Genomic DNA, 20715 nt, shown 5'->3' with positions numbered 1-20715 from the left:
AAAAACCTAGCTTTCTGTAGTGGTTGACCCAGTTTGCGTCACTTGGCTGGCGATATCCAAACGCATTTCCAATTGAGCAACCTTTTCTTCCAGGGCTTCGAGCTTTTCACGCGTTCGAAGCAAAACGGCTTTCTGCGCCTCAAACTCATCTCGAGTGACAAGATCGAGCCGATTAAACGTCCCCTGTAGCAGAGTATTCATTTGCTGTTGCAGCTCTTTTTGACCCGGTAACTCTTTCGCACCGTTCAAGAATTGGCTCAGTTGTTCGGAGAACCCTTCCGCCAGTTTTTGATGAATCATGACATTGCTCCAATGATTGGCCGACGACCGACTAAACTAGATGACCCATGAGTAAATCAGCCTAGCTTACCTCAACTGACGTCAGCCTGCATCTAAAGACAGCTCTTTCCCGTGATCTCAATAAGCATACGCAGGATTGCACCATTTAAGTGCGTGCACGATTTGAGTGCACCTAAATCATACGACTGAACATTTATGATGCTTTAATTCCAGCACCTACTGAGCACTGAAGACACCTAAAGCATTGAAAAAAATCAACAATAAATTATTGGCACAGGTTTCGCTATTGTATTGGCAAGCGAACCCATCTCTGTGCACAGGGGGGACACACGAGTATGAGTTTGAACATTTTGTATCCAGGGGAGACATTCTTATGAAACTGGTTTCAGCGATCATTAAACCTTTTAAGCTTGATGATGTAAGGGAAGCGCTATCCGATATTGGCATTCAGGGGATTACCGTAACTGAAGTCAAAGGATTTGGGCGTCAGAAAGGACACACCGAACTATACCGTGGGGCAGAATATGTTGTCGATTTTTTGCCTAAAGTCAGAATTGATGCAGCGATTGCCGATGATGTCGTTGACCAAGTGGTCGAAGCAATCAGTAAAGCCGCTCAAACTGGAAAGATTGGTGATGGCAAGATTTTTGTCACTCCGTTAGAGCAAGTTATTCGCATTCGTACCGGTGAATCCGGCCACGACGCACTCTAATACGATTTTTCACTTTTCGCCTGATGGAGGGCTAAACGATGGAAGAGATGATTCTCGCCACCGCGGACGAGGTTAGACACCTTGCCTATGCTATAGATACGTTTTATTTCCTAATTTGTGGTGCTTTGGTAATGTGGATGGCCGCTGGCTTTGCCATGCTCGAAGCTGGCTTGGTCCGTGCCAAGAACACCACAGAAATCCTGACTAAAAACGTCGCACTTTACGCCATTGCCTGCACCATGTATCTGATATGCGGTTACTACATCATGTACAGCTCAGATGCAGGCGGCATATTCCCAAGCCTTGGCGGTTTAATTGGCGATGAAAACAGTGTCGCGGATGTACTGTCAGGTGATGAAGATGCACCTTACTACTCAGCTCGCTCTGACTACTTCTTCCAAGTGGTTTTCGTTGCCACCTGTATGTCAATCGTATCCGGTGCTGTTGCTGAGCGTATGAAGCTTTGGGCTTTCTTGGCATTCGCCGTCGTCATGACAGGCTTCATCTACCAGTCAGTGGCTACTGGACCTGGGGCGGTGGCTTCTTGAGTGAAGCAGGCTTCTCTGACTTTGCAGGCTCAGGTATCGTCCACATGGCAGGTGCAGCCGCCGCATTAGCAGGTGTGCTAGTACTGGGTGCACGTAAGGGCAAATACGGTAAAGACGGTCAAATCAATGCGATTCCTGGGGCCAATATGCCATTGGCAACGCTCGGTACTTTCATACTCTGGTTGGGCTGGTTCGGCTTCAACGGCGGCTCTGAGTTGAAAATGTCGGATGTTGATTCAGCCAACAACGTCGCTCAAGTGTTCGTCAACACCAACGCAGCCGCTGCTGGTGGTGTGATTGCAGCTCTGATCTTTGCTCGCCTGTGGTTCAAAAAAGCAGATCTGACCATGGCGCTTAACGGTGCGCTGGCTGGCCTGGTTGCCATCACAGCTGAGCCTCTAGCACCATCCGCTCCAGGCGCTGCCTTAATTGGTGCCGTCGGTGGTCTCATCGTGGTCTTCTCAATCATCACCTTAGACAAACTGAAAATTGATGATCCAGTCGGTGCCATCTCTGTTCACGGTGTCGTGGGTATCTGGGGTCTTCTAGCTGTCCCACTTAGCAATGAAGATGCTACCTTTGGTGCTCAGATTCTAGGTATGGTCTCGATCTTCGCTTGGGTCTTCATTGCTAGCTTGATCGTCTGGGTAATTCTGAAAGCAGTCATGGGTATCCGTGTATCTGAAGAAGAAGAATACGAAGGCGTCGATATTGCTGAGTGCGGAATGGAAGCCTATCCAGAATTCGCAACCACTCGCAAGTAATTAACACCTTAGATAAAAAGGAGCTCATCGTAGCTCCTTTTTTATTGCCTGCGCATCAACAAAGAGCGGACTTCATTTGTACTTGTGCTTTGTGCTCGATTCAGCAATGCTTAGCACAAGGATTCAAGGTATACTGATCTCAATACTGCCTTGGTATTGCTATGACACTGCTTCCAACTCACAGGCCGGATTTATAGGAGAATAGAATGAAACTGATTACAGCCGTAATCAAACCCTTCAAATTAGACGATGTACGAGAGGCACTTTCTGATATTGGAATTCAGGCGTCACGGTGACTGAAGTCAAAGGGTTTGGCCGTCAGAAAGGTCATACTGAACTGTACAGAGGTGCTGAATACGTTGTTGACTTCCTACCCAAGGTCAAAATAGAAGTCGCTATTGATGATGCGATGATTGAGCAAGTGATTGAAGCCATCACTAAAACGGCCAATACTGGCAAAATTGGCGATGGTAAGATCTTTGTGACCCCCTTAGAACAGGTGGTTCGTATTCGTACCGGTGAAACAGGTCCAGATGCCCTTTAATCTAGACTGGGTCTGATGCAGTGCGTCTGCATCAGACTTATCCACAGAATAAAGCCACCCCAGACATACAAGTAACCAATTGAATTAAATATAAAAAATTAACACAACCCCCATGAAATCCCTAACTTATACCTTTTTTATCAACAGACCTTGTTGATGGGATCAAATGGCAGAGCTATATCTAAAGAAAACCCGCCTTCTACTCGATTCGCTATCTTCAGTTCACCACCAAAGCACTCGGCACCTCTTTTTATAATACTCAAACCCAATCCATATCCGTCGGATACCCCTGATGTTTTTCCTCTCACAAAAGGCTCCATTAAGGTCTCTAATAGCTCCTCAGAGACACCTGGACCGTTATCGAGCACTTTGAAATGCAATCGCTCCCCCTCCAGCTCAATCTTCAATTCAATTTCGCCATCAGGTGGCGTGTATTTCAGTGCATTCACCAAAGCATTACTGAGCATACGTAACAGCAATTCATTTCGATAGTTACACATCATCGTATCAGAGGGAGTCGTGATTAACAGTCGATGCGCTTTCTTTAATGGCTGAACATCTTGTAAAAGCTGCTCCAATAGCACAGATAGTGCATAGGGGGGCTCGTAGAGTGTTTCACAGCCGATTCGAGAAAATGACAAAATTTCGTCAATTAAGCGGCTCATGTAATCACACTCTTTATTAATACGCACTAAGGATTTGTGCTCCTCTCCAAGCGACTGCTCAACCAACCCTACCGCCATTTGCAAGCGGGCTAAAGGAGCCCTCAGCTCATGAGAGACATCCTGCAGCAAGCGCTCTCGATCCGTAAGCGTATTTTCAACATAATCAGCCATCCGGTTAAACTCTCTTGCCAACTCACCTATTTCATCTGTGCGCCGGCTTAAGCGCCCCTTTGCACGGCTGCTTAAATTCTGCTGATCGTATAAATTTCGAGCATGCTGCCGTAACTGATTAATCGGGCGTACAATCCAAACGCTTAACAACAATGCGATTAGCCCCGCCACCAACATGACAGAGATCATTTGTATAGACAGTGTAAAACGTAACATCCGTACTAAATAGAATCGCTCCTGAGGAATTGGGATCTCAACTAAATAGCGCTTCCCCGAATCAGCATCCATTGTAAAACTCAGAATAGCCTCTGGTGGCAAGTGGCGTCGGAAAGAGATCAGTTCTTTATTGTTTGTTAAATCAGTTACCTGGACAGATATCCGAGAAGGACGGCCGCGTTTATGGCGGGTATCATTGAGAAATAAAAGTCCATCCTCATAACGTTCAATGAAAAATTGCGCTTCAGATGTGGCACGCGTATGCAGCATGTCTTGCCAATGGCGCTCTTCACTAAGGGTCAACAAACGATAGGTTAAACCACCCATCAGCAAGGTACTAACCAACCAAGTCGCGGCAAATATCCTCCAAAAAAGATGCTGATACCACCTCATGCTCTAATCCTTAACAAACAAATACCCATGCCCACGAACGGTCTTTATCAATTCGACATCGCTGCCTAAGCTCAGTGCCAGCTTTTGCCGAACACGGCTCACATGAACATCCAGTGCGCGATCATAGGCCGTTAGTTTTCGATGCAGGACTTTTTCGGTCAATAACTCTTTTGATAATACAACGCCTGCTTGCTTCATTAACTCATACAACACGTTAAATTCGGCACTGGTCAACTCTATCGGTTCACCTTGAACTAAGACACACCGACGCCCTGCATCTAACTCGATACCATGCAAGGAAATAACAACTTCCGGTTGGGATTGATGAGCAGACGCATACTGACTTCGTCGCAACACAGCACGTATGCGTGCCAGCAATTCACGTGGATTACAGGGTTTTGCCATGTAATCATCGGCCCCCATCTCAAGACCCAGAATTTTATCAATTTCTTGCCCACGCCCGGTCAGCATGATCACTGGCGTTAAAACACGTGGCCGCAACTCTTGCAACAACTCCAATCCCGTGCGCCCCGGCATCATCACATCTAGAATGAGTAGGTCGTAGGCTGGTCCTTCATTTAAACGCTGCAGGGCTTGATCAACGGAGTAAACCGCATCAACTCGATACCCTTCATGCTTTAAATAGTCACTGAGCAATTCACAGAGTGCAACATCATCATCAATCAGCAGTAAGCGTTCGTCAGTCATTCGTTTCTCCTTTTCAGCACATCATAAAAGGTCCTGATATTTATAAAACAAGCTTTACCAAACTTTACGCTGTCCTCACCCTACTTTGCAGAATGATTGTCCATAATGAACACATCAAAACAAAGGAGACACATCATGAATACGAAAATCATATCTGTAAGTTTAGTGCTATTGATGGCAGGTGCTATGTCTGTTGCCGCTGTCGCCAATCCTAGTTTCGGGCGTGGACAGGCTTCAATTGAAACGCTTCAACAGCAACTCAATTTGACAGAAGAGCAAGTACAAGCCTTTAAAGACTTACAAAGCATTCAACGCGAGGCTCGCCAAGACGAGCGCCTTGAGCGACTCAAAACACGACTCAGCTTATCAGACGAGCAAGCTGAGCAAATGAAAGCCATGCACAGCGAGCACCAACGTACGCGTGAAACGCTCAGACAACAACATCAAGAGCAACTCAGTCAAATATTGACGCCTGAACAGTTAGAACAAATGCAGGGCATGCGAGGCGAAGGACGTAGCGGACACTTCAAAGCTAAAGGTGAAGGGCGCAAAATGGGACGTAATGCAGGACCTAACTGCTAAGCCTTATAGATGTTAAACGCCATCAAATCGATCGACAGAGGGTTTGATGGCTTTAATCATTTGGCTTAAGCGATACGGTTAAAGATAAGATCCCAAACACCATGGCCTAAACGCTCACCTCGGCGCTGGAACTTGGTTACAGGGCGCCAGTCGGGCTTAGGTGAATAACCTCCCTCACCTGCGGCATTTTCATATCCTTCTGCCTGACTCATCACCTCCATCATATGTTCCGCATAAGGCTGCCAATCGGTTGCCATGTGGAAATGGCCACCTAACACCAATTTAGAACGCAGACTTTGTACAAACTCAGATTGAACAATCCGTCGCTTATGATGGCGCTTTTTAGGCCATGGATCTGGGAAGAACAACTGGAGTGCAGAGAGACTTTGATCTGGAATGCACTGCGCTAACACTTCGATGGCATCATCACAGTAAACACGTACGTTGGTTATTTTCTCTTCATTCAGCCTACCAAGCAAACGCCCGACCCCGGGTGGATGAACTTCGATTCCCAAAAAGTTTTTCTCTGGCATTTGACGCGCCATTTCGAGGAGAGAATCCCCCATGCCAAAGCCTATTTCCAAGACAACAGGCGCCTCTCGGCCATATACCTGCTCAAAGTTCAGCATTCCATCGGCCAACTCTAATCCATAGGCTGGCCAGTTATCTTTTAACCCTCGCTCTTGACCTTCGGTCATGCGTCCAGCGCGAACAACAAAGCTGCGAATGCTGCGCAAGGGTTTGGATACGGGTGTGTTTTCTGGAGATTCAGGTGTGTCTGTGCGCTGATCAGTCATAGGCCTATCGTCGGTTAAGCTGTTTAATGCGAGTTAAACAGACAGGTTAATGCTGGGTATTATACTGACTGAGACGAAGGACGACCAGAATCACGAGCGCCAAACTGCGAGAGCCAAGGTCAACCAACCCGCCAACAATGTAACGCCCCCTATGGGAGTGATCATACCCAATGCACGGACATCGAGGATGGCCATCAAGTAAAGACTGCCGCTAAACAACAGCATACCCAGCAGGATTAAAGCACCACTCCAAGCACTCAAACGAGTTGGACGCGCTTGATGATATAAACCGACACCCAATAAGGCTAAGGTGTGCCAGAAATGATACTGAACCGATGTTTGATAAACGGACATCATCGATGGCTCTAATTGTGCCTTAAGGGCATGCGCACCAAAGGCGCCTAAAGCAACCGCTAAAAAGCCCGACACGGCGGCAGCCAAACTGAAAATTTTTGATGTTGACATTTAAATACCAACGAGCCGCTGTAAAGCGGCTCTGAATGATAACCTAGACGGTTTTGCGTAAGGTTTTAGGCTACAAGCACCATCGCATCACGCAGCTTTTTCATTGCATTTTTTTCGAGCTGGCGAATACGTTCAGCCGATACATTGTACTTCGCTGCCAAGTCATGCAATGTCGCCTTGTCATCGACCAACCAACGCTGTGCCAAGATGTCCCGACTTCTCTGATCCAAGGATTCCATCGCAGACATGAGCTGTTGCTGCGAAGACTCTTCCCAGTTTGTTTCTTCTAATTGAAGTGCAGGATCAGCCGACTCATCTTCGAGGTATTGTGCCGGTGACCAGCTATTCACCGATTCATCATCCTCACCGACGGGTGCATCAAAGGCGGTATCTGAGGATGCCATCCGGCCTTCCATTTGTCTCACGACAGCAGAATCCACGCCAAGATCGGCGGCAACGGCATTGACTTCATCATTTGTCATCCAGCCTAGACCTTTTTTCTGCGAACGTAAGTTGAAGAAAAGTTTACGTTGAGCTTTGGTCGTCGCGACTTTAACAATGCGCCAGTTGCGTAAAATGAACTCATGCATTTCAGCTTTGATCCAGTGCACAGCAAAGGAAACCAGACGAACGCCCACCGTTGGATCAAAGCGTTTTACCGCCTTCATCAAACCGACGTTTCCTTCTTGAATCAAATCGCTTAGTGGCAATCCATAACCAGAATAGGATTTGGCAATATGCACAACAAATCTTAAGTGAGATAATACCAACTGGCGAGCGGCTTCCAGATCATTCTGATAATGTAAACGCTCAGCGAGTTCCCTTTCCTCATCTGCATTCAGAATAGGAATAGTACTAACGGTTTGAACATAAGCATTAACGTTGCCACCTGGAGATAGATGTTCAACAACTCGTAAGCTTGTGCCCATGTATAAGTAACCTCTTTTATCACTCAATGATTAACTCCCACTAAGACAGGATCTGGCACTAAAAGTTCCATTCTGAGCCTGACTTAGCGAGCTAAAAAATAGCGGCTGTCGAGTAAAATTGCAAGTGCCTAACGATCATCTGGTTCTATTTCACGCAAATGATGGCCGGTGGATAAAAAACCACCTAAAAGACCTAGGGTAGAGCCCACCGCCATCAGAGTGAGTCCGCCTTTGAATCCGAGTCCTTCGAGCTCAAAACGACTGGCATACAAACTCATCAGCTCAGTTACGGGCTGGTCAATCAAATGGATGGCAAAACTGACCATAAAAATTGCCAAGATGGAACCCATTAGACCATACCAGAATCCAGAGTATAAAAATGGACGCCTTACCCATGCATCTGTTGCACCCACCAACTTGGCAACCAAAATTTCATCTCGTCGGTTTTCTAACAGCATGCGCAGCGTATTCCCCACAACCAGCAATACAGCCAAGCCTAATAAAGCACTTAATACCCAGCTAAAACGCTGGGCTAGGACAACATAGGCATTGAGACGTTGGATCCACTCTAAATCCAATTGTGCTTCTTCAACCTCGGGCAAGGCCAGCAATTCACTTTGTAAAGCCTGCAGCATGTGCGGACTGTGATCCAGCGGCAAGGCCAAGACGACAGCGGGTAAAGGATTGCTGTCAAACAGAGACAACAGATTGGCAAACTCCGAGTAGGATGAGAACTCCTGTAAGCCTTTTTCTCGATCAATCAGCTCCACACCGGACAACGCCGGATTGAGCATCAGCTCTAAACTAAACTGTTCTGCTCGAGCATCAGACACCGAGGTTTTGAGATAGAGCGCGATGCGAGGGTTGGCGTCAAAGCCTTGACTAAACTGCTGGATATTATTAACAGCCGTCATGAGAAAGCCAGGCAACGCCAAGGACACGGCCAATACAGCCAAGGTCATCAGTGTGGCAACAGGCGTCAGAAACATGCGGCGCAAGGCATCCAACGCGACAACGCGATTGTGGCGCAACCAACCATGCTTTTAGCCTTAAAACTGATGTGATGGCGTTGAGCTCCTCGACGAGGTGCTGTGCGACCTTGATTCATATCATGTTTAGACACCGGAGATGAGCCTCCCATTTTTAAGCACCAAGGTTCGCTTACGCATACGATGAATCAGGGACAGGTCGTGGCTTGCAATTAAAACCGTTGTCCCTATCCGATTGAACTGCTCAAATAAACGCATCACACCTTCAGACAATTCGGGGTCTAGGTTTCCTGTTGGTTCATCGGCCAAGAGCACTTGCGTTTATGCACGATGGCTCGTGCAATACCCACACGCTGTTGTTCACCGCTCGATAGGGTGATCGGATTGTGTTTTTCTCGATTGAGCAACCCGACTTTATCCAACGCGGCCCGAACACGCCGGGCCGCGTCTTCGGGAGCGTAACCGGCGATTTCCAGAGGCATCACAACATTGGCAAAGACAGAGCGGTCGAATAAGAGCTGATGGTTTTGCAATACCACACCGATTCTGCGTCGATGCCAAGACACTAGACGCCTAGGCAGCTCTCCTAAGTCCTCATCCCCCACCAAGACATGACCTCGACTTGCCCGCTCCATCAGCATGATCAGCTTAAGCAAGGTGCTTTTACCCGCACCGGAGTGGCCCGTTAAAAAAGCCATTTCACCCGATGCCAGCGTAAAATCGACACCAATCAGTGCGTCATGCCCTTCCGAATAGCGCTTACCGACATTAAGAAATTGAATGGCCGCCATACCCTGCCTCAGTCAAACAATGCAGCAACAAATTCATCTGCGGCAAAGGGCCGAAGGTCATCAATTTGCTCACCTACACCAATAAAGCGAATCGGCAAACCAAATTGTTTTGCAACTGCAAAGATAATTCCACCCTTAGCCGTGCCATCCAGTTTGGTCAGTGTAATGCCTGTTACACCCACTGCCTCTTGGAACTGCTTGGCTTGGCTGATCGCATTCTGTCCGGTTCCAGCATCCAACACCAGCATTACTTCATGCGGTGCTTCAGGGTCAATTTTCTTCATGACTCGGACCACTTTGGCCAACTCATTCATCAGGTTTTCTTTATTTTGCAATCGACCGGCCGTGTCGGCGATCAACACATCAATACCTTTCGCCGTAGCAGACTGTAGTGCATCAAAAATTACTGAGGCTGAATCAGCACCCGTATGTTGCGCCACAACGGGGACTGCATTGCGCTCACCCCAAACCTGTAACTGCTCGACCGCCGCCGCACGGAAGGTATCGCCTGCCGCCAACATAACCGATTTCCCTTCCGCTTGAAAACGCTTGGCAAGCTTGCCGATGGTTGTTGTTTTACCGACTCCATTGACGCCCACAACTAAAATCACTTGGGGTTTATCTGCAGCGGGCAAAACTAAACCTTGCTCAACATGGCTCAAGAGCTCAATGAGTTCAGCTTTTAACGCCACTTTCAAGGCGTCAGGATCCTTAAGCTGCTTACGTGCGACCTTTTCGGTTAAACGTGCCATCAGCGCCGTGGTCGCATCCATCCCGACATCGGCCGTGAGTAGAAGCGTTTCGAGCTCTTCTAATAAATCGTCATCAATTTCCTTGCTGCTGCCAAAGAGCTCACTGATTTGTGAGGTCAGATTCTCTTTTGTGCGGCTTAAGCCACTGCGAATACGATCAAATAAACGTTTTTTCCGTTGCTCCGGCGCTTCTTCTGGCTCTGGCTCTGGCTCTGGCTCTGGCTCTGGCTCTGGCTCTGGCTCTACAACATCATGCACCTCTAGCGTTACATCGGTGTCAAGAACCGTCTTTTGTTCAGACTCAACTTGATTAATCTCTACTTCAACATCAGGTTTAAGGTGCTCATCCTCAGACTCTAATTCGGGCTCTGGCTCAGCCACCACGGGATCGTTAGGAATAGACTCGACTTCTGGCTCAACGGTTAACTCAACATCGGGTTCAACGTCGGACTCATGAAGCCTTTGAGCTTCAGGCTCAGCGTCCGCTTTAACCTCTGTGTGAGTTTCAGTCGGTGTATCGATCACAACGGAGGGTGCAGGCTCAGGTAGAATGGCCTCTTGCGGCTTAGCGGGTACCTCATCAACAGAGGATATTGTTTCAGTGATTACTGAAGCAGGGGGCTCTTCAGCCAGTTTAGGCTCTTCAATTGCTACAGTCGCGTTGATATCACTTGGGGCACTCTCAGGCGCTGGCGTAGGTGCTTCTGCGGGCTTTTCGGTCGGCTTTTCTTCAGTGAGCACTTCTGTCGGCTCTTCTGCCGGCTCTTCTATACGTTCAGAGCGATCTTTTTTAAGATACACATACACAGCAATTGCTAAAACCAAACCGCCCAGAATATAGGGTAACAATGAAGGTTTATGCCATTATTCAGCATCCAAGTGTAGAATGATTCCATAACGTTCTTGAGTCCGCGATTGAGGCCTTATGCTGGCCATAGTGGATAAAAAGTCTCTAATTGCGATATCTTACCACAACCATTCACTCGACAAACCGACAAAACACTATGAGTTCATCTGAATATAAGCCTATTTTTAATCGACGCTACTTATACTGGCTCATGTGGTTTGTTGCCATCGCAATTGTCTTATTAAGTGCAACGGGGAGAGAAAAGCCCAAGCCACTGGATCGAGTCGTTTTTCACGCCAACCCACCTCATTATGTACTGCCTTTAACAACAGATAGAGTGCGAGTTCGTCTTCCGCTTCCAACCTCTTTGGCGCTCAGCGAGACCGCTCTTGCTCAGCAAAATGCGCTGATTGATGCACTGGGTCAACGCATCCTTCAGCAGGATCTCCAAGTCTGGTTACAAAAACAAAAGGCAGAAGTGTACTTAGAGCGTTTCCAGACACACCTCGTCATCCAATTAGAATTTGAAAGCCTCCCTGAAACACAGTCTTTATCAGAGTTCTGGTTATTATTAACCCAACCTCCAGAAACAGACTGGCAGCACTTACAAACGAGAGCCCTAGCGCAAGCACGTCTAACGCTACAGGGCGCCGAGTCCAGATTATTATCCGCTGCGGCGGTGTGGCTGTCCGCCCAACCGTCTTCTTGGAGGAGTGTCTCTGAACTCTATCAAGACACCTTCGCACATGCAGAGGGACGCTATCATTTGAGTGGCAACCTTCACGGCAATCGAGTATCCGATGCTGTTGTGCCAAAACAAGCCAACACCCTCGAACGCCCAGCGGCGGCTGATCTTAGGTTAGAGGGTTATCAATCCGAGTTTTTTCATTTAAAAGCTTGGCCTCTGGCACCTTCTCACCGAGTGGAGGATTGGGTTGCAAGTCGCTTGGCTGCGTTGTATCTGCAAGAGTGGATTCATTCGCAAGCTGGGGAGTTTCGTTTACTCTGGCAACCCTCGGAATCGATGGGCTATTTGATCATGTATCAATCTGCACAGAGCGCCAATGCGCTCAACAACTTTGCCCAGGTTGATATCAACACGCTCATGCCGTTAGTCACCAGCATGCTTGATACAGCTAAGGCCAACTTAACCGCAACGCTTGAACAACAAACATCTGCAGAGCTGGGCATGCTGGCTTGGTTAGACTTGATGACTCGCTTTAATTGGCCTCCTGATGCCTATCAATTAGCGTTGAGCACGATACAACAGACCGATCTCAACACCTTACATAACTGGATGCTAGACAACCTAAGCAACGATCATTTACTGAATTTAAGCTTGCATCCCTACTGATATTTTGCCCTAGGATACACTATGACTCGCCGAAACCGTGCTGCTCGCTCTCGTGATACGATCCCAAGCGACACTTCCAACTTACGTATCATTGCTGGTGTTTGGCGAGGCCGTAAAGTCCCGTTTATTCCAGTCGAAGGTTTACGCCCAACACCAGACCGCGTTCGTGAAACCTTATTCAACTGGTTACAACCCTCAATTGCGGGCGCGAATTGCCTTGACCTTTGTTGCGGTAGCGGTGCCCTAGGCTTCGAAGCACTTTCCAGAGGGGCCGCATCGGTCACCTTTGTCGACCAATCATCAATTGTTGTGCAGCAAATCAAACAGAATTTGCAGTTGCTCAAAGCTCAAAACGCAGCGGTCTTACACCAAGATGCCCTGCAGTGGCTAGAGTCCCGCTTGAAGGATCAAGAAGCTCGTTACGACTTGGTATTTCTTGATCCGCCTTTTCGCAAAGGCTTAATCAAGCCAATGTTACAGTTACTCGAAAGTAAAAACCTGCTCAATACAGGTGCCCTAGTCTATGTTGAAGCAGAGAGTGAGTGGGTGCCAGACATCGCCACCCTGTCTTGGCAACTTCATCGAGAAAAAGTCGCCGGTCAGGTCGCCTATCGTCTTTACATCTATTCAAACGAAGACGCAGAGTAAGCGTTTGTCAGGCACTTAGTCTTTTTCGGCTGATATACCCTGCATGACGATATGAATCAGGTTTTGTGCTTGGGCTTTATACTGTTTTGGATCGGATTCAGTGAGACTCTGATCCAGCAGCCCAAACAAGACCAAACTTAAACTCTGGGCACTCAAAATAACGGATAACTTTTTTTCAAGTAATTTATGCTTTTTGGCTTGCTTTAAAAAGTAGCGTAAATGACTCGTTACCATCTCTCGGTCTTCCATAATCCTTTCTGCCATTGACGCCAAAGCCGGGGATGCGGGTAGTCTGAAAAATAAACGATAGCCTTGCTGCAAAGAAATCGAGGTGGTCACTAGATGGATAACCCCCATTAAATAATCCTGTAATGCCTGCAAGGGGTTTTGTTTAGCCGCTTGCCTTTGTTCAATATATTGAATCTCAAAGGGCAGCTCGATTTGATGATAGATCTGGAATAAAAGATCATCTCTGTTTTTGAAATGCCAATAAATAGCGCCATGCGTCACGCCCGCCTGAGCGGCTATTTCCTTTAATGACACATGTTCAATCCCCCGATCCGCGTATAGCTCTAGCGCCTTAGTCAATAAAGCTGATCGCGTTTGTTCTGATTCTTCTTTTGTTCGACGAGGCATATCGCTCCTTAGATTTCGTATGGTTTGATCATTCTTCATCCTGAAGGACTACTCTATACGATCAAACGAGCGTCAAGCAATAATGATCGCCCAGCCACGGAGGAAAGACTTTCATAAAAATGCTAATACACGTAAAATTTATATAACTATAAGGGTTAAGAATTATTTTTTTATTACTTTATAGACTCAAACCATACTCTTTTTGTATTTGTACACGCCTCCTGATTGGGCTAAGATCCGCGCAAGTACACTGCTGATACGCTTGGGGATATTATGAATACGGCCGTTTACCCTGGTACATTTGATCCAATCACCAACGGACACACCGATTTGGTCGAGCGGGCATCTAAGCTTTTTGATATAGTAGTGGTTGCTGTTGCTGAAAGCCCTAAGAAACGCCCTCTATTGCCACTTAGCTTGAGAGTCGAGTTGGCAGAGGAGTCATTACGGCATGTGCCGAATGTGAAAGTCGTGGGATTTAATTGCTTATTGGCTGACCTTCTGAGTCAACAACAAGCAAATATTATCCTGAGGGGATTGCGAGCGGTCTCGGATTTTGAATATGAGTTTCAACTCGCGAATATGAATCGTAAGTTAAGCCCGGATATCGAAAGCCTGTTTCTCACGCCAGCAGAACATCTGACCTATATCTCCTCAACCTTGATTCGGGAGATCGCGTCACTGGGGGGAGATGTCAGCCAGTTTGTGCACCCTAAGGTATCAGCGTCACTTATTCAGTATTTGAGTCAACCTAACGTATAACGAAGTCAATGAGGTAGCCGTCATGGCATTGATGATCACCGACGAATGCATCAACTGTGATGTATGCGAGCCCGAATGTCCGAATGAGGCCATTTATCCGGGTGAAGAGATTTATGAAATCGACCCGAACAAATGCACAGAGTGTGTTGGACATTACGATACACCCCAGTGTGTCGAGGTTTGCCCGGTCGACTGTATTCCTAAGGATCCTGAGCATGTTGAAACAGAAGACATGCTGATGATCAAGTACAAGTTACTCACTGGTAAAGAATAAATTGCTTTGCTATGAAGCTACCGCTTAACGCGGTGGCTTCAAGTGTTCAGAAGTTCAGCCTGCGCTCATTTAACGCAAATTCCTGATCCAGTCTTTGCCCAATCAAATTCTCTGCCACTAAATGATGTGCATACTGCATGTGCAAGCAGCGAACTTTATCCCACTGGGCAATCCCACCAATTCCAAGCGTGTTAAATAAGTCGCCAAAGCCTTGGGCTTCAATCAAACGACGGTCATCCGGATCCATCAACTCCCATCGCAAATTAACATACGCTTGTTGCTGCTGGCGGTATGTGTCTAGCAATAGAGGATTTTCTTGCAACTCCTGCTCCATTTGCTTTATCCAACCCGTACTTTCAATGCGCGCCAACTCTTTGTCCAAATCTTGCTGCACAGCCAAAACAGCGTAGGAAAGGGTTTGCCCTGAACCAAAGAGCGCATTTGTAAGACAACCGGAACCCCTGCCTCGGTTTGATGCGCAATCGCTGCTATTCCTCTAGGCTGACGCCCCAATTGCCGAGTGATGATGTCCAACTGAATATCGGTAGGCTGCATGTGTTTTCTACTCTTTAGATCATTGAGGTTCGCATTATACCTGAGCGTAGGCTTCACTGCTGCCCATCCAGCGTTGAATAATGGCATCGCTGAGTCCTTCATGCGTCAATACGGCTTGCGCGATCTGTTTTACATCCGGAAGAAGATCGGCATCACGTTGTAAGTCTGCGATCCGAAGTTGCATTAACCCCGTTTGACGAGTACCTAAGACTTCGCCAGGGCCACGCAATTCCAAATCCTTTTCGGCAATTTTGAACCCATCGGTGGTTTCTTTCATGACCCGTAAACGCTCTCGACCCTGTTGGGATAAAGGCGCGTGGTACATTAGCACACAGTAACTCTCGACGCTGCCTCGCCCCACCCTGCCTCTCAGTTGGTGCAACTGTGCCAACCCCAAACGCTCAGGGTTTTCAATAATCATTAAACTGGCATTCGGGACATCGACTCCCACCTCAATCACCGTCGTCGCCACCAATAAATCCAGCTCTGCTGCTTTAAAAGCCGACATAATCTTGGCTTTTTCAGTCGCCTTCATGCGTCCATGAATCAAACCGATACGCAACTCCGGCAAGGATTCGGTTAAATACTGTGCAGCCATTTCTGCCGCTTGCGACTCCAACACATCGGACTCTTCAATTAATGTACAGACCCAATAGGCCTGACGGCCCTGAGAGCAGGCGGCACGCACCCGCTCAACCACTTCATCTCGCCTCGTATCAGAAATGACAAGGGTGTTAACGGGTGTCCGCCCTGGCGGTAACTCATCAATAATTGAGCAATCCAAATCGGCATAGGCCGTCATGGTTAAGGTACGTGGAATTGGCGTTGCGGTCATGATGAGCTGATGCGGGGCTATACGCCCATCACGCCCTTTTTCACGTAAGCTGAGCCGTTGATGAACCCCAAAGCGATGCTGCTCATCAATCACGATCAACACTAAATTTGCAAAGGTGACACCTTCTTGAAACAACGCATGAGTGCCTACAACCAAGGCGGCGTCTCCTGATGCGATCCGTTGCAGCTGCTCTAAGCGCTGCTTGCCTTTCACCTTGCCAGCCAACCATGCCACGGTAATCCCCAACGGCTCAAACCAGACTTTAAAGTTCGAAAAGTGCTGTTCAGCTAAGATTTCTGTTGGCGCCATCACTGCGGCTTGGTAACCCTGTCCTATCGCTTTCAACGCAGCTAAAGCCGCAATCATGGTTTTTCCCGATCCCACATCTCCCTGCACTAGGCGCAGCATCGGCGTAGACCGTGACAAGTCTACAGAGACCTCGTCACTCACCCTAGTCTGTGCCGACGTCAAAGCAAACGGTAGATTTTGCAGAAAACGCGCTTCCAACTCACCCATACTGGGTAGAGGCTGCGCACGTTGCTGTTGCACCTGCTGTCGAACTTTCAGCAACGACAAATGATGCGCCAAGAGCTCTTCTAACGCCAAACGCCGCTGCGCTGGATGACGTCCAGTTTCAAGTAAGGCAAGATTGGCTGAGGGTGGAGGCTGATGCAAATAAAGTAATGCCTCAAGAAGGTCCGGCAAACGCCAATGCTGTTTGACCTCAAGCGGTAACAAGTCGTTTAAGCCACGGATCTTGAGCTGCTCAAGGGCTTGGTGAATCAAGGTTCTCAAACGCCCTTGAGGCAACCCTTCTGTTAACGGATAGACTGGCGTGAGTGTATCTTCCGTAACCTCTCTCTCGTCCTGAGTGATTAATCGGTACTCAGGGTGAATCATTTCCAGCCCTGAGGGCCCCGGGCGAACCTCACCAAAACAACGAAGGCGCTTCCCGGGGGACAGGATTTTAATTTGAGCAGCCGCAAAATGGAAAAAACGCAGAGTGATCCCCCCCGTTTCATCTCTAAGTCGGCAGACGAGCGCGCGTCTTCGACCTTGCACAATGTCCGTGCTTTGAATGTCGCCTTGAATGACACACTCATCACCCGGGCCAACCTCGGCTAAGGCACGGACACGCGTTCGATCTTGATAGCGTATCGGTAAGTGGAGCACTAAGCCTTGAATCGTTGTAATGCCTAAACGCTGTAACTTAAGCTCTAACGCCGCACCAACGCCCTTCAAATCTCGAATGGGGGATTCTTGCTGCATCAGTCTTTTAATTGAATGGGTTTAAGTGGGCAACGGCTGATCGCTTGCATAAGTGCTTCTATCGCTTGCGGGCGCGGAAAACTGGCTCGCCAAGCGACAGCCACCGTTCGCATAGGGCTGGGTTTAGAGAAAGGCCTCACCGCCACCAAATGGCTAGAGGGGTGCCCCTCAATCGCCGATTGAGGCAACACACTGCAGCCTAACCCCGACGCCACCATCATGCGAATCGTCTCTAAGGAGCTACCCTCAGTCACCGTATGTTGATTATGAAAGGATTGGTTCAGTGTGGGGCATGCCTCTAGCACTTGATCTCGAAAGCAGTGACCTTCGCCCAAAAGCAGCATTCTCAGCTCACCTATAATTGAGGGGTCAACTTCTTTTTTTGAGCTGAGGGGATGCTCTTTTGGCAACACCATCATAAAAGGTTCTTCATACAGCGGTCGTGTGAGAACATCGGCTTCGTTAAAAGGCAGAGCAATAATAATGGCATCTAAGTCGCCATTGCGTATTTTACCGCGTAACGTCTCGGTCATGTTCTCTTCGATATACAAAGGCATTTGCGGCGCAAGCTCTTGCATCTGCGGTATCAAATGAGGAAATAAGTACGGGCCTATCGTAAAAATAGCGCCAACACGCAAGGGGCTGGCTAACTGGTCTTTACCTTCTTTGGCTAAGTCACGAATCGCTTCTGCCTGCTCTAAAACCACTTGTGCCTGACGTATCACCTTTTCACCCACTGGCGTCACGCGCACCGCACTTTTGCTGCGCTCAAACAGGGCTACGCCTAACTCGTCTTCAAGTTTTTTAACTGCTATGGATAACGTCGGCTGTGAAACAAAGCAACGCTCAGCAGCATGACCAAAATGTTGTTCTTGAGCCAATGTAACAATGTAACGAAGCTCTGTCAGTGTCATGCCCATTCCTTATATCGTGTTATCTCTAGCCTAGTAATATAAACCAGCTATTGATCTGCATCCAGACAAAAACAGCGACTATTATACGTCGCTGTTCATGAATGCGCTTTGGAAGGCTGAATCTAGAGTGTTGCGAGCTCTTCTAAAAGCGCTTGCTGAGCACTAAAGCGCTCTTCTCCTTCGGCTGGTTGCAATAACGAGTAGCTTCCATCTGAATGCAACTCCCAGCTTTGGCAGTTATCTTTCAGGTAATAGTCTAGCTCTTTCTTGATACGCTCAGCGTGCTTACCCATAATTTGGAAGCCTGTTTCGACACGATTAAGCATGTTGCGCTCCATCCAGTCGGCACTGCTGCAATACACCAGCGGGTCACCTGCGTTTTCAAAATAGTAAACACGGGTATGCTCTAAGAAACGACCGATGATCGAATGCACACGAATGTTCTCTGAGATTTCAGGCAACTCAGGGCGCAGTCGACACATTCCACGAATGATCAGATCAATTTGCACACCCGCTTGAGACGCTTCATACAACCCTCGGATCAAGCGCGGCTCAGTTAAGCCATTCACTTTTATAACAATCCGGCCAACTTTTCCAGCTTGGACATTGCGTATTTCATTCTGCATCAGCTCGATCATTCTCGCATGCAGTGTGAAGGGCGCATTAAATAATTTCTTCAGCTTTTGGATCTTGCCCATACCTGTCAACTGCTGGAAGACTTTATGCACATCTTCCCCTACGTCCTTGTCACAGGTCAAATAGCTATAATCGGTGTAAAGGCGAGCCGTACCTGAGTGATAGTTCCCTGTCCCTAAGTGACAGTAGCGCACTAAGTTATTGCCCTCACGGCGAATAATCAGCATCATTTTGGCGTGTGTTTTATATCCAACCACACCGTACACAACCAAGCAGCCAGCTTCTTGTAAACGACTGGCCAGCTGCAAGTTACTTTCTTCATCAAAGCGTGCGCGCAACTCAATGACGACCGTAACCTCCTTGCCATTTCGCGCCGCTTCAACCAGCGAGTTAACGATGTCAGACTTAACCCCTGTCCGATACAAGGTTTGTTTGATCGCGATCACATCGGGATCTTTAGCCGCTTGCCTCAGCAAATCGATTACCGGTGTGAAGGACTGAAAGGGGTGCATTAGCAACTGATCATTTTTACGCAAGATACCGAAAATATCTTTACTGGTTTTCAATTTACCTGGTAATCCCGGCGTAAAGGGTTTCCAACGTAAATTAGGATGGTCCACCAGGTCTCTCACCGCCATCAAACGGTTTAAGTTAACGGGACCATTCACACGATACACTTGGCTATCGTTCAAATGAAACTCTGCAATTAAGAAACTGATCAACTCCTCTGGGGTGCGTTGATCAACTTCAAGTCTCACGGCATCACCGTATTTTCGTGAATGAAGCTCCCCTCTTAAGGTGCGTGCCAAATCCTCCACCTCTTCGACATCGAAACTTAAATCTGCATTTCGAGTGATTCTGAATTGGTAACAGCCTTTCACACGCATGCCAGGGAAGAGCTCATCCGCAAACTCATGGATAATTGATGATAGGAAGATGAGGTTATCACCGCCTTCACACAGCTCATCCGGTAAACGAATCAGTCGCGGTAAAGACCTTGGCGCTGGAATAATGGCAAGACCGGTTTCACGACCAAAGGCATCTTTTCCTTCCAATTGAACGATAAAGTTCAAGCTTTTGTTCACCAGCCTTGGAAAAGGGTGTGATGGATCTAACCCGATTGGACTGATCACAGGAACGATTTTTTCTTCAAAAAAGGCTTTCACCCAACGCTTTTGATCCGTGGTCCAAGCGCCTCTGCGTACAAAGCGAATGCCCTGTGCATCAAGTGCGGGAAACATAATTTCATTGAGAATTTTGTACTGGCGATCCACATTCACTTCGCAAATTTCGCGAATTTTCTCCAGCACTTTTTGAGGGTGCATTGCATCAGGACCGACATCTTCACGACCGTACTTGAGTTGGCGAAGCTGCTCAGCCACTCGAATTTCGAAGAATTCGTCGAGGTTACTTGAAAAAATCAGCAGAAACATCAGCCGTTCCAGCAAGGGATAACGCTCGTCAAGTGCCTGTTCCAAAACGCGCACGTTAAACTGCAAATGACTGAGTTCCCTGTTGATATACAACTCCGAGGCTTTTAGATCGACGGGCACCTTCTCGATAGGGTCTATCGTCGGCAAAATTTCACGACTTTCAAGCAAGGCTGCCGCCGCGAGCGCTTCAGCTTCTAGTTGTTCTATAACGACCTCTTCACTCATT

Annotated in this window: 20 protein-coding genes and 3 pseudogenes; 8 read left to right on the top strand and 15 right to left on the bottom strand. The window is 47.7% G+C overall.

Features of this window, described 5'->3' with window-relative positions; genetic code table 11:
- Positions 1–6: 6 nt before the first annotated feature.
- Complete coding sequence (locus tag D791_RS11595) at positions 7–300, bottom strand: accessory factor UbiK family protein (protein WP_051514467.1); 294 nt, start codon at positions 298–300, stop codon at positions 7–9.
- Between the two features lie 373 nt (positions 301–673).
- On the opposite strand from D791_RS11595, the gene glnK (D791_RS11590) reads away from it, so the two are divergent.
- From glnK (D791_RS11590) to glnK (D791_RS11580), 3 genes and pseudogenes are all read left to right on the top strand, one after another.
- Positions 674–1012 (top strand): P-II family nitrogen regulator, encoded by a 339-nt coding sequence (gene glnK, locus D791_RS11590; RefSeq protein WP_036511803.1) that lies wholly within the window; start codon positions 674–676, stop codon positions 1010–1012.
- A gap of 47 nt (positions 1013–1059) precedes the next feature.
- Positions 1060–2324: pseudogene (locus tag D791_RS11585) on the top strand (ammonium transporter).
- Positions 2325–2530: 206 nt separating this feature from the next.
- A pseudogene (gene glnK / locus D791_RS11580) lies at positions 2531–2868 on the top strand (P-II family nitrogen regulator).
- 140 nt (positions 2869–3008) lie between these two features.
- On the opposite strand, the gene D791_RS11575 reads toward glnK (D791_RS11580), so the two are convergent.
- A complete protein-coding gene (locus D791_RS11575) occupies positions 3009–4313 on the bottom strand; it encodes a sensor histidine kinase (protein ID WP_036511801.1) in 1305 nt (434 codons plus the stop codon).
- 3 nt (positions 4314–4316) lie between these two features.
- Positions 4317–5021: a response regulator transcription factor gene (locus tag D791_RS11570; protein ID WP_036511799.1), complete on the bottom strand. Its 705-nt coding sequence runs from the start codon at positions 5019–5021 to the stop codon at positions 4317–4319.
- A gap of 135 nt (positions 5022–5156) precedes the next feature.
- Between D791_RS11570 and D791_RS11565 the strand changes: the two genes are divergently transcribed.
- Entirely contained in the window at positions 5157–5603 is a 447-nt protein-coding gene (locus tag D791_RS11565) for a Spy/CpxP family protein refolding chaperone (protein WP_036511797.1), read from the top strand.
- Positions 5604–5668: 65 nt separating this feature from the next.
- On the opposite strand, the gene trmB is transcribed toward D791_RS11565, so the two are convergent.
- From trmB to ftsY, 6 genes and pseudogenes are all read right to left on the bottom strand, one after another.
- On the bottom strand, positions 5669–6400 hold the full coding sequence (trmB, locus tag D791_RS11560) for a tRNA (guanosine(46)-N7)-methyltransferase TrmB (protein ID WP_036511795.1): 732 nt from the start codon (positions 6398–6400) through the stop codon (positions 5669–5671).
- 90 nt (positions 6401–6490) lie between these two features.
- A complete protein-coding gene (locus D791_RS11555; protein WP_036511793.1) occupies positions 6491–6865 on the bottom strand; it encodes a DUF423 domain-containing protein in 375 nt (124 codons plus the stop codon).
- A 65-nt stretch (positions 6866–6930) separates the two neighbouring features.
- Positions 6931–7794 carry an RNA polymerase sigma factor RpoH gene (gene rpoH, locus D791_RS11550; RefSeq protein WP_036511791.1) on the bottom strand — a complete coding sequence of 288 codons (864 nt, stop codon included), beginning with the start codon at positions 7792–7794 and terminating at the stop codon, positions 6931–6933.
- A gap of 128 nt (positions 7795–7922) precedes the next feature.
- Complete coding sequence (gene ftsX / locus D791_RS11545) at positions 7923–8825, bottom strand: permease-like cell division protein FtsX (RefSeq protein ID WP_051514466.1); 903 nt, start codon at positions 8823–8825, stop codon at positions 7923–7925.
- An 84-nt stretch (positions 8826–8909) separates the two neighbouring features.
- Positions 8910–9574: pseudogene (locus tag D791_RS11540) on the bottom strand (cell division ATP-binding protein FtsE).
- 8 nt (positions 9575–9582) lie between these two features.
- Entirely contained in the window at positions 9583–11175 is a 1593-nt protein-coding gene (gene ftsY, locus D791_RS11535) for a signal recognition particle-docking protein FtsY (RefSeq protein WP_237748622.1), read from the bottom strand.
- A gap of 155 nt (positions 11176–11330) precedes the next feature.
- On the opposite strand from ftsY, the gene D791_RS11530 reads away from it, so the two are divergent.
- Together D791_RS11530 and rsmD are read left to right on the top strand one after the other, a co-directional pair.
- Entirely contained in the window at positions 11331–12527 is a 1197-nt protein-coding gene (locus D791_RS11530; RefSeq protein ID WP_157682341.1) for a hypothetical protein, read from the top strand.
- Between the two features lie 21 nt (positions 12528–12548).
- Positions 12549–13175 carry a 16S rRNA (guanine(966)-N(2))-methyltransferase RsmD gene (gene rsmD, locus D791_RS11525; protein WP_036511787.1) on the top strand — a complete coding sequence of 209 codons (627 nt, stop codon included), beginning with the start codon at positions 12549–12551 and terminating at the stop codon, positions 13173–13175.
- Positions 13176–13190: 15 nt separating this feature from the next.
- On the opposite strand, the gene D791_RS19020 is transcribed toward rsmD, so the two are convergent.
- A complete protein-coding gene (locus D791_RS19020) occupies positions 13191–13811 on the bottom strand; it encodes a TetR family transcriptional regulator (RefSeq protein WP_051514465.1) in 621 nt (206 codons plus the stop codon).
- Positions 13812–14084: 273 nt separating this feature from the next.
- Between D791_RS19020 and coaD the strand changes: the two genes are divergently transcribed.
- The gene (gene coaD / locus D791_RS11515; RefSeq protein ID WP_036511785.1) at positions 14085–14573 is read left to right on the top strand and encodes a pantetheine-phosphate adenylyltransferase; all 489 of its coding nucleotides are present in this window, start codon (positions 14085–14087) and stop codon (positions 14571–14573) included.
- A 22-nt stretch (positions 14574–14595) separates the two neighbouring features.
- Positions 14596–14847 (top strand): YfhL family 4Fe-4S dicluster ferredoxin, encoded by a 252-nt coding sequence (locus D791_RS11510; RefSeq protein WP_036511783.1) that lies wholly within the window; start codon positions 14596–14598, stop codon positions 14845–14847.
- A gap of 46 nt (positions 14848–14893) precedes the next feature.
- Here D791_RS11510 and D791_RS21780 read toward each other — a convergent pair whose 3' ends face one another.
- From D791_RS21780 to ppk1, 5 genes are all read right to left on the bottom strand, one after another.
- Positions 14894–15217 (bottom strand): DUF501 domain-containing protein, encoded by a 324-nt coding sequence (locus tag D791_RS21780; protein ID WP_337588637.1) that lies wholly within the window; start codon positions 15215–15217, stop codon positions 14894–14896.
- Entirely contained in the window at positions 15187–15402 is a 216-nt protein-coding gene (locus D791_RS21775) for a DUF501 domain-containing protein (protein WP_337588636.1), read from the bottom strand. Before D791_RS21775 ends, D791_RS21780 begins: the two co-directional genes overlap by 31 nt.
- A gap of 34 nt (positions 15403–15436) precedes the next feature.
- Positions 15437–17506, bottom strand: a complete 2070-nt coding sequence (gene recG / locus D791_RS11500; RefSeq protein WP_036511781.1) for an ATP-dependent DNA helicase RecG — start codon at positions 17504–17506, stop codon at positions 15437–15439.
- Positions 17506–18420: a hydrogen peroxide-inducible genes activator gene (locus D791_RS11495; protein ID WP_036511779.1), complete on the bottom strand. Its 915-nt coding sequence runs from the start codon at positions 18418–18420 to the stop codon at positions 17506–17508. The genes recG and D791_RS11495 overlap by 1 nt, the downstream gene beginning before the upstream one ends.
- 122 nt (positions 18421–18542) lie before the next feature.
- The gene (ppk1, locus tag D791_RS11490) at positions 18543–20714 is read right to left on the bottom strand and encodes a polyphosphate kinase 1 (protein ID WP_051514464.1); all 2172 of its coding nucleotides are present in this window, start codon (positions 20712–20714) and stop codon (positions 18543–18545) included.
- Position 20715 lies beyond the last annotated feature (1 nt).

Origin of the sequence: Nitrincola nitratireducens (assembly GCF_000585235.1) — a bacterium.
In the GTDB taxonomy this organism is placed as follows: Bacteria; Pseudomonadota; Gammaproteobacteria; order Pseudomonadales; family Balneatricaceae; genus Nitrincola; species Nitrincola alkalisediminis.
Note: the sequence above shows the minus strand (reverse complement) of the source record. Positions and strands in the feature narration are given on the sequence as shown.